Origin of the sequence: Aeromonas sp. EERV15, assembly GCF_900079845.1 — a bacterium.
In the GTDB taxonomy this organism is placed as follows: domain Bacteria; phylum Pseudomonadota; class Gammaproteobacteria; order Enterobacterales; family Aeromonadaceae; genus Aeromonas; species Aeromonas sobria.
This window is the reverse complement of record NZ_FKKY02000030.1, coordinates 22,197-33,250: the sequence shown is the minus strand read 5'-3', so window position 1 is coordinate 33,250 and position 11,054 is coordinate 22,197. Positions and strand designations below refer to the sequence as shown.

Annotated in this window: 18 protein-coding genes and 2 pseudogenes; 1 reads left to right on the top strand and 19 read right to left on the bottom strand. The window is 56.8% G+C overall.

Features of this window, described 5'->3' with window-relative positions; translation table 11 throughout:
• Positions 1-271: 271 nt before the first annotated feature.
• The 3 genes from BN4575_RS19685 to BN4575_RS19675 form a co-directional block, all read right to left on the bottom strand.
• Positions 272-556, bottom strand: a complete 285-nt coding sequence (locus BN4575_RS19685; protein ID WP_068979461.1) for a type II toxin-antitoxin system RelE/ParE family toxin — start codon at positions 554-556, stop codon at positions 272-274.
• Entirely contained in the window at positions 546-785 is a 240-nt protein-coding gene (locus tag BN4575_RS19680; protein ID WP_068979460.1) for a type II toxin-antitoxin system RelB family antitoxin, read from the bottom strand. The genes BN4575_RS19685 and BN4575_RS19680 overlap by 11 nt, the downstream gene beginning before the upstream one ends.
• 170 nt (positions 786-955) lie before the next feature.
• Positions 956-1,402, bottom strand: a complete 447-nt coding sequence (locus BN4575_RS19675) for a DUF6530 family protein (protein WP_068979459.1) — start codon at positions 1,400-1,402, stop codon at positions 956-958.
• Positions 1,403-1,506: 104 nt separating this feature from the next.
• On the opposite strand from BN4575_RS19675, the gene BN4575_RS19670 reads away from it, so the two are divergent.
• On the top strand, positions 1,507-2,313 hold the full coding sequence (locus BN4575_RS19670; protein ID WP_068979458.1) for a hypothetical protein: 807 nt from the start codon (positions 1,507-1,509) through the stop codon (positions 2,311-2,313).
• Here BN4575_RS19670 and BN4575_RS19665 read toward each other — a convergent pair.
• The 16 genes and pseudogenes from BN4575_RS19665 to mobC (BN4575_RS19595) form a co-directional block, all read right to left on the bottom strand.
• The gene (locus BN4575_RS19665) at positions 2,310-2,510 is read right to left on the bottom strand and encodes a hypothetical protein (RefSeq protein WP_141689884.1); all 201 of its coding nucleotides are present in this window, start codon (positions 2,508-2,510) and stop codon (positions 2,310-2,312) included. The genes BN4575_RS19670 and BN4575_RS19665 overlap by 4 nt on opposite strands.
• A gap of 21 nt (positions 2,511-2,531) precedes the next feature.
• Positions 2,532-2,738: a hypothetical protein gene (locus BN4575_RS19660; RefSeq protein WP_068979456.1), complete on the bottom strand. Its 207-nt coding sequence runs from the start codon at positions 2,736-2,738 to the stop codon at positions 2,532-2,534.
• Between the two features lie 101 nt (positions 2,739-2,839).
• Entirely contained in the window at positions 2,840-3,181 is a 342-nt protein-coding gene (locus BN4575_RS22555) for a hypothetical protein (RefSeq protein ID WP_068979455.1), read from the bottom strand.
• Positions 3,182-3,883 (bottom strand): hypothetical protein, encoded by a 702-nt coding sequence (locus BN4575_RS22550; protein ID WP_068979454.1) that lies wholly within the window; start codon positions 3,881-3,883, stop codon positions 3,182-3,184.
• A 34-nt stretch (positions 3,884-3,917) separates the two neighbouring features.
• Positions 3,918-4,595: pseudogene (locus BN4575_RS22545) on the bottom strand (relaxase/mobilization nuclease domain-containing protein); the annotation flags it as partial.
• Entirely contained in the window at positions 4,588-4,989 is a 402-nt protein-coding gene (gene mobC / locus BN4575_RS19645; RefSeq protein ID WP_068979453.1) for a plasmid mobilization relaxosome protein MobC, read from the bottom strand. The pseudogene BN4575_RS22545 and the gene mobC (BN4575_RS19645), both read right to left, overlap by 8 nt.
• Positions 4,990-5,649: 660 nt before the next feature.
• The gene (locus tag BN4575_RS19635) at positions 5,650-6,597 is read right to left on the bottom strand and encodes a replication initiation protein (RefSeq protein ID WP_068979451.1); all 948 of its coding nucleotides are present in this window, start codon (positions 6,595-6,597) and stop codon (positions 5,650-5,652) included.
• A gap of 209 nt (positions 6,598-6,806) precedes the next feature.
• Positions 6,807-7,091 (bottom strand): type II toxin-antitoxin system RelE/ParE family toxin, encoded by a 285-nt coding sequence (locus BN4575_RS19630; protein WP_042650712.1) that lies wholly within the window; start codon positions 7,089-7,091, stop codon positions 6,807-6,809.
• On the bottom strand, positions 7,081-7,311 hold the full coding sequence (locus BN4575_RS19625) for a type II toxin-antitoxin system RelB family antitoxin (RefSeq protein ID WP_017411300.1): 231 nt from the start codon (positions 7,309-7,311) through the stop codon (positions 7,081-7,083). Before BN4575_RS19625 ends, BN4575_RS19630 begins: the two co-directional genes overlap by 11 nt.
• A gap of 257 nt (positions 7,312-7,568) precedes the next feature.
• The gene (locus BN4575_RS21415) at positions 7,569-7,901 is read right to left on the bottom strand and encodes a hypothetical protein (RefSeq protein ID WP_256029027.1); all 333 of its coding nucleotides are present in this window, start codon (positions 7,899-7,901) and stop codon (positions 7,569-7,571) included.
• 381 nt (positions 7,902-8,282) lie between these two features.
• Positions 8,283-8,483: a hypothetical protein gene (locus BN4575_RS19620; protein WP_141689883.1), complete on the bottom strand. Its 201-nt coding sequence runs from the start codon at positions 8,481-8,483 to the stop codon at positions 8,283-8,285.
• Between the two features lie 21 nt (positions 8,484-8,504).
• Positions 8,505-8,711 (bottom strand): hypothetical protein, encoded by a 207-nt coding sequence (locus BN4575_RS19615; protein ID WP_042650714.1) that lies wholly within the window; start codon positions 8,709-8,711, stop codon positions 8,505-8,507.
• 101 nt (positions 8,712-8,812) lie between these two features.
• Entirely contained in the window at positions 8,813-9,100 is a 288-nt protein-coding gene (locus BN4575_RS22540; protein ID WP_232105323.1) for a mobilization protein, read from the bottom strand.
• Between the two features lie 21 nt (positions 9,101-9,121).
• Complete coding sequence (locus tag BN4575_RS22535) at positions 9,122-9,655, bottom strand: hypothetical protein (protein ID WP_042650716.1); 534 nt, start codon at positions 9,653-9,655, stop codon at positions 9,122-9,124.
• A 49-nt stretch (positions 9,656-9,704) separates the two neighbouring features.
• Positions 9,705-10,364 (bottom strand): annotated as a pseudogene (locus BN4575_RS22530) (relaxase/mobilization nuclease domain-containing protein); the annotation flags it as partial.
• The gene (gene mobC, locus BN4575_RS19595; protein ID WP_042650709.1) at positions 10,354-10,767 is read right to left on the bottom strand and encodes a plasmid mobilization protein; all 414 of its coding nucleotides are present in this window, start codon (positions 10,765-10,767) and stop codon (positions 10,354-10,356) included. The pseudogene BN4575_RS22530 and the gene mobC (BN4575_RS19595), both read right to left, overlap by 11 nt.
• Between the last annotated feature and the right edge of the window lie 287 nt (positions 10,768-11,054).

Here is an 11,054-nt window from a genome sequence, read left to right as displayed (position 1 = left end):
CAGTGTGGTAGGGCTTCCGGGGCAGGCGCTCCCGGAACAGGTCAAGCTGTGCTCGATTCAATGACCACCGCGCATATTGGCGGCGCTAAAGGGTTGTCTGGTGTGATCCATGTGATATATTTCACCTGTTACATGAGTACGACCCCGAATCCTCTGTTGTTCTTCCGCCAAGTCGATGAACAGAGATTCGGGGTTTGTCTTTTCTAGGCAGTACGTTACCGCACGATCCCCTCCCTACGCAAACGCATACCGCCCCACCTACAAGTACCCTTCACCAGTGGCTTGGTAGCCGCAAGCGGGTATGAAACACCCTCAAAATGTGGATCTCCTCGCCCTTCACTCGGTATGGAATGAGGAACGGATAGGGTTGCAGCACAAGCTCTCTTGTTCCAGGCACGCGGCCAGGACGACCCATAGCGGGTTGAGCTACCAACAGATTGACCAATCGATACACCTCGAACACAAACTCTTGGGCAACCCGAGGGTTCTCTTTCGCCAGGTAATCGTGGGCATCCTCCAGATTCAGTGCCGCCTTGCGCAGCCATTTAACCTGCATTGATACCCCACCGATTGAACTTCGCCATCATCTCCTTTTCGGGCACGAAGTCACCCGCATCCGCTTCACTCAATGCGGCTTCAACTTCCGCGATCTGCCAGGCTTCACGTGCCAAATAATCCTGGATAGCCTGATTCGCCAACCACGATTTGGTTCTTCCTGTTGATTGGGCCAGTTGCCCCAACTGTTGCTCTACCTCATCCGGTAAGCGAACGGACATAACACTCATACGCACCCCTTTAAATCACAATGTTTACATGATACTACACCTTTACTGAATGACAGGCTCTGACAACAACCCAGAGTCTCGTTGTCCGACCTGGACAACAGGCAGCAAAAAGGGCGTCCGATTTAACGTAACGCCCCCCTTATACGCAGTCAGCCATAGTGGGTTACGACTTAAGCTTTATAACCTAGCCTTTCCAGCTCAGAAGCTAGCCGTCTGAGGCTGCTATCAAGATGTTTATTCCCACCATCGCCCTCTAACTCTTTTTTCATCAAGCCTAAATGATACTCAAGATCAGCATTATCTTTAGCCCAGCTAACAGGGAAATCATCGCAAGACGACAAGCTCCCATCACGACAATATTCCATTGCAATGCATACCAAGGTCGCGAGATCGATAACTCGATGGAGCGGCAGTTCCTCAGACTGTCTTGACCATTTTTCACCAGTGTGACGCCAGACCTTGGCCGAAAACTCAACCCTCCCAGGTGAATTCCATTGCGCCATGCCGATTGATAGCCCCTTAGCATCGGTAGTGTCGGCCTGATATGGACCATCAATCTCGTGATAGTTAACAACCTCAAGCACAGGCTTGTGCTTCAAATGCGTTGGTATTTTCATTGCGCTCACCTAGTGAAATTGCTAATTTCAGTAAAGTTACTAGTGTCAGTAGATCATGTCAACATCTAACCCATCACGACCTCGACAACGGGAACGGCAAACTGATGCGCAAAACGGCCACTCCGTCAGGATATGGCCGCCTGTATCGCGTTGGGGGGGCGTTTCGACACACAAGACAGGGCGTTTACCGCCTGAAAGTTTGCAACGCTTCTGATGGGTTTTTAGAGCTGGATCCTGCGAGGTTTGGTTTCATCCAATTTAAAGCGCGAACCGGGGCAATTTTCAAAATTGAGAGAAGTAGGGGCCGTAGCCCCTTTTCAACGAGTGACCCTAACCAGAACGGCAATAGAAAGCGCCGCCACAGCGACGAACAGGTTTTCTTGCGGGGAATTGGTGGCGAGAGTTTGCAGGGTATGGAACAGAATGATGGGCATGTAAGCCTCCTTAAGCTAGTTGGTTCGATAGTGGAGACGGCCTCCTATAAGTCGGGGGTTATTCGTCTCTTACTCTTAACTAGCCGGGAGTTTTTGAATTCATTACAAAAAAACTTTGGCAACAGTCCAATGCATTGGACTGTTGCACCTATTGAAATGGGCGGGGCCAGCGGCCCCACCCATCATCGCGTTGCAACCAAAACCAAAAAACCCAGCGCTAAGACAGCCGCCATAAAGCCAAGGTTCGTAGAGAGGGGGTTGGTGGCTAGTGTTTTAAGCAGTTCAATCATGTCTGGCCTCATTAATTTCTGGATATTGGAGAGGCGCTTCCTCTCCTATACCCAGTTCTTCAACCCACGCAGACCTCTGTGCTTGGGTAACGCCATGATTGAACCGTGTTTGTCAGTAACGGTGATAGTGACGCTTTTCGCGGTAATTTTGTTATCGCAGAACAACGAAGAAGGCAGAACGGGCTAAACCTTCATCCACCGCAGCAACAGGGCCAGCGCCGCAATCCATGCCGCCACGTCCCAGGAAGGCCCCGCCAAGGCGCTGTAGATTGGCCCCAGCGCCAGCCAATCCGCCGCCCAGTACAGCAGGGATTTCGCTGCAAAGACGGCGGCCAGCGCTGCCACCGTGTGCCACAACATCAATCCCGGAAATCTATCGCTCAACCACATCGGCACCACCTCCCCTCAATCCAACTGAAGGCCCGCATCGAGGAGCCGCTGCCGCCACTCGCGGGCCTCCAAATCGAAGTTGAGCAGACCACCTTCCACGCTGATCCGCCATTCAAAATCGAGTAACCGCATGTCGTTCAAGTCGCACAGCCGCTGACCGTCTGCGCCCAATAGCCATACTCGATCACCATCAATCTCAAGATCATGCTTATCAAATTCCATTGCCCCGCCCCCTACATTTATCGTCACAGTGACTATAAATTACATGCTAAACCCACGATCTCGCTGCTGCTCTTTCCGCAGCTCCGCCGCCCTGTCGGCGATCAACGCTGCGCCTTGTTCAAGCTCTCCAGCGAGCTTTTGACTGTGCTCACACTGTTGTTCAATGACCCAAGTGCTGCTCCGGTAGCCCGGTTGGTCTGGTCCAAACTCCGGCTCATGCTGGCTAGCTCGCTCCTGGTACTCTTCTCCAAGGCCACGAAGGCGGTGTGTAAGCTGGCGCAATGCTTCTCGTACTCGCCCAATGTGCTCTCCAACTGCGCCTGCAAGCTCTCCAAAGCGCGCTGTTGCGCGTCGAGCTGCGCCCGCAAGGCTGTCGTCTCGTCCTGGTGCCGTTGCTCCATCCGCTCGAATTGAGCTGTCAGCAGCCGCTCTAACTCGGTCATCTACTTCACTCCCACGGCCATCAGGCCCTTGTACTTCCCTTCGTCCATCTTGAACGGTGTATCGATCTGCCTCGCCACGATGTACAGCCCCTTTCCATCGCGCACGAACGTCACCCCTTTGGGCAAGCTGTCCAGGGTCCGTTGGGCTGTGCTGATCTGCTGGTTTAGGCTCTGAATCTCGGTCAGTTGCCCGGTGATCTCGTTCGCTAAGTATGCCGCTACCCTCCAGGTACTGCCCCCGGCTCCCAGGATCACCGCCGACGCGATCAGCAGCGGTTTGAGCCATCCCCGGAACGTCACGCGACTCAGGGCCTCCCCGTCCGTCTTGAGTTGCTCTAGGGCCGTCCTGAGCGGATCGATCGCCTGCTCGATTGCCTTCCCCTGGGCGAGGGTGATCGCGTCGTTTAACCCCTTCTGGATCTGCTCCAAGTCCGTCAAGCTCAAGCGTTTGAGCGCGTCCACGGTCGCCTGTTGTTGTTCCAAGGCGCTCTGCTGTGAACCTAACAACGTGGTGATCTGCTTGCTTTGCTGCCGAATAGCGTCTCTGGTTGTACTCAGCTCGGCGCTCACATGCTTCGTCAAACGCTCGCTGAGCTGTGTCAGATTGGCCTCGGTCAACGTGGCCACCTCGGCCAGCTCCTCGGCTTGCCGCTGCGATAACCTCTCGCTCAAGCGTGTTTTCAGCTCGCCACCCTTCTCCATACAGCTCTCCTTTGAGCCGGATGCCCTGCGGGTATCCCTCCGGCCTGATCGTTATGTAGTCCTTGCCCTGGCGGGTGATCTCGAATTCGAGCACCTCGCCCAGGTACTCGAGTAATTCGCCCCGGTCGCGGATCAGCCCCTGAGCCACCGCCCCAAGCAGGTGTTCTCCTATCTGCCGCTTGATGGCAGTCCTGTCCTTCTGGCCCTTGTAGGCGTCAAAGGAGGGCTGTATCAGCCGTGCCCGGAGCGGGTCGTCTGGTCTGGCCCAGCCCTTGCCGTAGTTCCATTTATCCCGCAGGGCGTCAAAGTCTTTTCTATGTCCGGGCGGGGCAATGTTCAGAGATTTACCCGTGCCCAGGTGCACACGGGGCACCAGGATGTGGACGTGGACACCGCCTCCCGCTTCCCGGTGCTGCACGGCGGTAAGATGCACGTCCTGCCTATCCAGTCCGGCAAAGGACAGCGCCTCGAAGTCATCCAGCACCGCGCCGATCTCGGCGTCACTGGGGGCCTCTTCCTCCGACCAGGAGATCACAGCACTCCGGTATCGATGCTGAAAATCGAGCGAGTCCGCCACAGCGGCAAACTGCTGCGGATCGCCCCGCAACACCGCCACCCCAGCACGTTCCTCGCCCTTGTGGTCGTGACTGTCCAGCAAATAGGTCGCCGCACTGCTGGCCTTACCGGTGCCATGAGCCAAGAACTTAATCATCATGCTCGTCACCCTCCCGGTTCGGCGGCGGCGGAAGCTGCGGCAGCAACGTTCCGGCTGCCTCCTCGATGCTGCGTAGCAACGCCAGCAGCTCCACCAGGTAAACCGGGCTCCCCACCAGGCGGCATTCGTTCACCGCCCTGGCGATCTGGTTGAGGTTCGACCCCAACGCCGCGAGCTGGCGCATTAGCGCCGGATCTGCCAGGTGGCGGGGGTCTCGTTCCCGCCTCGACCGGGCGGGGGCAATGTGGGTTTGCTGGTCGGCATCCACCTTGGCTCTCAGCCAGTCTGAGAGGGTCAGGCCCTCGTCACAGGCACCCTTGCGCCACTTGGCTAGGGTGGCAGGATCGAGGCGAAGGCTGGCCGTTGTTGTCTTTAGCTCTGGCTTTGTCATTGGCTCTCCAAGCAGCGCAGCGGCGCAGGGTTTGAAGGGGCAGAGCCCCTCACCAGCCCCCGTTTACGTTGAGCCGCGAAGCGGGCGAAAACGTAATACGGGGTCGGCTGGCTTAGTACCTAAATAGTCTGAACTTCTCCCTGTTTGGTGTCCAGTACGCTTGCTATTATCGTCACCGTGACACATATTTAATTTTCGTTACAGTGACAGGAAATAGGCCATGAAGGACACAGCAGATCAGGGTACTGGGGATATGTTCGGCGTGAAGCGGGGCAGGGGTAGACCAAAAACAGGAGGGGCTAAGAGCGGGGCAGAACGTCAGGCCGCCTACCGTGCCAAACAACAGGGCATTAACGTTACAGTGACGATTAATCGGGCTCACCTGGATGAACTGGCGGCACAGCTCCAAGCGATCAGAGATGGGGGGACGGCGGTGGTACTTACTCCGGAACAAGCCGGGGAGATATTACGGACACTACGAACAGCAGAGATAAAACAGCTCCGGGGATAACCGCTACTGCCCACAGGCCAAACACACGGCCTGATGGACAGCCCTACGGGACCGCGGTTAACCCCCTCGCCAAGCCGCTCTCTATGACGACTCTTTTAAGGCCAAAAGAACCCCCCCTGGGGGCTACTATCTGATAAGGCTTGTTTGGATCACTCTGGCGAGATCTTGGTGAGGTAGCGGCTAACACTTGCCGAACCGATCCCTAAATCCTCTGCAATGTCCCGATTGCTGTAGCCCTGCACCTTGAGCCGAAGCACCTCCTGCATCAGGTCTGCGCGGGCCTTACCGCTGTTGCTGGGCCTGCCCCCACCCTTGGATACTTTACCCCCCTTGGCCCCTCTGGCGGCCTGTACTGCACTGAACCCTGCGGGAGTCAGGTTGCGGTGCGTCCATTTAGCGATCGACTTGGCAGTGTGCCGGACTTCATTGGCGGGCAACGGCTGCTCGAACTGGACATTGTACCCGGTCGCCCTTTCCGCCACGGCGGCCATCCACTGATCAAGCCCTGGCCACCCCTGCCGGATCGCCTTGTAGGCCCATTGACTCGTTTTCTCGAATAGGGTGCAGTTACGCCCTAGCCCGTAGGCTGGAAGCTGTTTGCGGCCATTGTAGGGGCTCAGGTCGAGGTAGTCGGACAACCAGCCGAGATTGTAGCTGTGGGGCTCCCATACCTGGACAAGCCAGTGGGTGTGCAGGGGGTTCTTGCAGATCAGCCCAGAGTACCCCAGATCGGCCCCCAGCCTCTCCCGGAGGGCGGCCTCGATGGCGGCGGCATACCGCAGTGGGGCCACCTTGCCGTCCGGGGCAGTGCGGATCGGGGTCTCCAATCCATAGATCAGGTGGGCGTGGCCGTTGGCCCTGTTCGTCACCGTGATGTTCGGTGCCGGGGCGCCTACGTCATCCCAGGATAACGTAGCGGCAGCATGGTCTACGTCAAACACGAGCCAATGCCGATGCGTTGGCCCGTTCGGCTGGATGTAACGAGCCCCAAGGGCACGGCTGACATCCGCAATGGACAGACCCGTGGTAAATTCGTCAGTGTGGTAGGGCTTCCGGGGCAGGCGCTCCCGGAACAGGTCAAGCTGTGCTCGATTCAATGACCACCGCGCATATTGGCGGCGCTAAAGGGTTGTCTGGTGTGATCCATGTGATATATTTCACCTATTGCATAAGTACGGCCCCGAACTCTCTGTAATCTCCCGCCAAGTTGATCAACAGAAGTTCGGGGTTTGTCTTTTCTAGGCAGTACGTTACCGCACGACCCCCTCCATACGCAAACGCATACCGCCCTACCTACAAGCACCCTTCACCAGTGGCTTGGTAGCCGCAAGCGGGTATGAAACACCCTCAGAATTTGGATCTCCTCGCCCTTCACTCGGTATGGAATGAGGAACGGATAGGGTTGCAGCACAAGCTCTCGTGTACCAGGAACGCGCCCTGGCCGTCCCATTGCTGGCTGATCTACCAACAAGTGAACCAAGCGATACACCTCTAATACAAACTCCTGGGCCACCCTGGAGTTCTCTTTTGCTAAGTGATCGTGAGCATCCTCAAGGTTCAGTGCAGCCTTACGCAGCCATTTAACCTGCATTGATACCCCACCGATTGAACTTCGCCATCATCTCCTTTTCGGGCACAAAGTCGCCCGCATCCGCTTCACGCAATGCGGCTTCAACTTCCGTGATCTGCCAGGCTTCTCGCGCCAAATAATCCTGGATAGCTTGGTTTGCCAACCATGATTTGGTTCTGCCTGTGGACTGGGCCAATTGCCCCAACTGCTGCTCTACCTCATCCGGCAAACGGACAGACATAACACTCATACACACCCCACCGAACCACAATGTTTACATGATACTACACCTTTACTGAATGACAGGCACGGACAACAGGCAGCAAAAAGGGCGTCCGATTTAACGTAACGCCCCCTTATGCGCATAAGAAAAGGAGGTAGAACCTATGATTAGTTCTTTCCACATTTGACGCTCTGACGAGTAAGAGATGTCGTTGCATCTAACTTTGAATCATCAAATATAACGACATCAATCAATCTTTATTTAATTCCTATGGTTTAATCTTTCAGCCACTTGTAAAGACCATAAGCCGCAGCACCAATAGCCACAGGCGCAGCTGCTGTTACTGCAAGTCCGGCAGCCATGCCACCACCAACAACGCTACCAACAGCAGCAAGACCAGAAGTAATACCTGCGGCTCCAAGCCCTGCAACACTACCTGCCGCTGCAACTGTTCCTACTGCTCCAGCAGCACCAGCTACACCACCAACCGCGCCAGCAACCTTTGCTTCATCATCTGTATTCATTTTTTTACTTCCATTTTGAGTTAATAATATGCGAGACATACCTGATTCATCGCAGTGAACTAATGCGATAATGAATCTCTCCATCTAACGCCGTTCTATAAGTTATCTCAAATTCACTAAAAAAAATCATGTAATTAATTTCTTTAACATTATTTATCGATGGTCTTTGTGAGTGTTGTAAAAAATGCAGGCGTACAGTGCGCATAACGCCTTTTATGTTCAATAGCCGATTTCGCATACCAAAACGGCAACTCCAGTCAAAACCAGCCTCCTGTATCGCGTTTTGGTTCATTGCAACACCCAAGGCAGTGCATTTGCTGCCTGAAAGTTTGCAACGCTTCTGAGGCGGTTTTAGGGCCGGATCCTGCAGGGTGTTTCTGGATCTGGCCACACTCCCGAACGGGGACGACTAGCGCAGTCTGTCGCGCCCCCTTCGGGAGTCGCCAAGCGCAGCGCGGCAGGCAGTTAGACCCGCATCCAGCGCAGCAGCAGGGCCAGCGCCGCAATCCATGCCGCCACATCCCACGAAGGCCCGGCTAAGACGCTGTAAAGTGGCCCCAGCACCAACCAGTCCGCAGCCCAGTACAGCAGGGCTTTCGCCGCGAACACGGCGGCCAGTACCGTCACCGTATGCCACAACATCAACCCCGGAAATCTATCGCTCAACCACATCGGCACCACCTCCCTTCAATCCAACTGAAGGCCCGCATCGAGGAGCCGCTGCCGCCACTCGCTGGCCTCCAAATCGAAGTTGAGCAAGCCGCCTTCCACGCTGATCCGCCATTCAAAATCGAGCAACCGCATGTCGTTCAGGTCGCACAGCCGCTGACCGTCTGCGTCCAATAGCCATACCCGATCACCATCAATCTCAAGATCGTGCTTATCGAATTCCATTGCCCCGCTCCCTATATTTATCGTCACAGTGACAAAATATCACATACTCAACCCGCTACTCTGGCTCTGCTCTTCACGCAGCGCTTTAGCCCTGTTGGCGATCAGCTCTGCGCCTTGTGTAAGGCGTCCAGCGCCTTGCTCAACTCGTTGACACTGTTGTTCAAGCTGCCAAACGCTGTCGTGGTCGCTCTGTTCGACCGTTCTACCCCGCTCTGCAACGCCTCGAACGAACGCTGTAGCTCGCTGCATAACGTCCCGCAGCTCACCAGCGCGCTGGTGCAAGCGGTCTGCAACTCGTTCAAAGAGAGCGCCTGCTGCTGCAATCGCTGCTCCAAAGCCGCCGTCTGCCGTTGGTGCGCCGCTTCCATCCGCTCCAACCTGTCGATCAATATCCGCTCCAGTTCGGTCATTCAGTTCACCTCCACGGCCATTTTGCCGCTCTTCGTTTCGAACGGTTCCCCCATGCTGGGGGCGAGGATGTAGCTCTTGCCCCCCTGATGGACGAAGGTCACTCCGGTCGGAAGCTCCGCCAACGTGGCTTTCGCGCTGCTGATCTCGCTGTTCAACCGCTGAACCTCGCTGCCCATCCAGCTCAACACCCCCCAGCTCCCCAGCCCGATCCCCACTGAGGTGCATACCCCGACCAGCAAGGCTTTGAGCCAGACGCTGGAGATCAGCTTGAGGGTGTTGGCCTCGCTCCGTGCCTGCTCCAAGACCTCCCTCAATGGGTCGGCCGAGTCGGTGATCTGTTGGGGCAATCCCTCGATCCCGTCCCGGATAGCGCCCACAGTTGTATTCAGCTCGTCGTTCACACGCTTTTTTAAGTCTTTCTTGAGCTCGTCGAGCACCGCTTTCGCTAACTTCTCCACCTCGCCCAATGCCTGCTCGTGCTGCAACTTGAGCCTCTCGCTCAATTGCGCCTTTTGCGGTCCAAGATGCTCCATATAACTCTCCCCTTAACCGGACGGCTTTGGGGTAGCCCTCCGGCTTGATGCTGATGTAATCCATGCCCGTTCGCGTGATTTCGCACCCGAGCGATTCTTGCAGGTAGGCCCGCAGCTCGGCGGCGTTTGTGATCACCCCCTGCGCGGTGGCCCCTATTAGGTGGTCGGTGATTTGTTTTTTGATGGCCGGGTGGTCGCCCTTGTATGCCTCGAAATCCGGCCGCAGCAGCCGTGCCCGGAGCGGGTCGTCTGGCCGCGCCCAGCCCTTGGCATGATTGTGTTTATCCCTGACCGCATAGAAGTCGTCGCGTTGACCTGGTGGGGCCGGGTTGAACGATTTTCCGCTGCCCAGGTGAACACGGGGGATCAGGATGTGCACATGCGCCCCGCCATCCGGTTCGTCGTGCTGGACGACGGTCATGTGGTAGTCCTCCGGCTCCAGTCCGGCAAATGCCAGCGCCTCGAAATCGGCCAGCACCTCGTCGATCTCGGCAGTGGTCGGTGCCTCCTCAGCGGCCCACGAAATCACCGCGCTGGAGTACCGCTGCTGGAACGGCAGTGAGTCGGCCACCGCCGCGAACAGCGCCGGATCCCCCCGCAGTACCGTCACCCCGGCCCGCTCCGCTCCTGTGTGGTCGTGCGCCCCAAGCAGGTAGGCCGAGGCGCGGGCGCCGCTGCCCGTACCGTGGGCTAGGAATTTAACGTGCATCGCTGCTGCTCTCCTTGGTGGTCGGCTTGGGGGGCGGAGGCAACTGGGGCAGCAGGTGGGCCGCCTCCGCCTCGATGCTGCGCAGCAGGGCCAGCACCTCCACCAGTCGGACCGGTGCACCGACTAGCCGGCACTCATTCAGGCTACGGGCGATCTGGTTGAGGTTCGATCCCAACGCGGCCAGCTGGCGCATCAGCGCCGGATCGGCATCGTTGCTGGTGTCACGGACACGGACGGGGCGGCGCTGTGGCGTCGGCAAGTTCGTCTGCTGGCCAGCATCCACCGCCCCCCTGATCCAGTCCGACACGCTGAGCCCAGAGGCTGCTGCTCGCTCCCGCCATTCGGCGGCAGTGGGCTTGTCGATCCGTAGGCTGATGGTGGTCGTTTTCGGGACTCTGGACACGGTGCCTCCGGCTGTTTTGTGTGGGGGATTGAAGGGGCTAGGCCCCTCACCAGCCCCGTATTACTGGAGGCCGCGAAGCGGGCGAAAAGTAATACGGGTACGCTGGCTAATAACCAGTACAGCAAAAAAATAGGGGGGCGGCAACTTGCTAATTATTGTCACAGTGACACATAATAAATTACCGTTACAGTGACAGGAAATGACACAATGAAGGACACCACGGATCAGGGTACTGGGGACATGTTTGGCATCAAGCGCGGACGGGGTAGACCAAAGACCGGAACAGC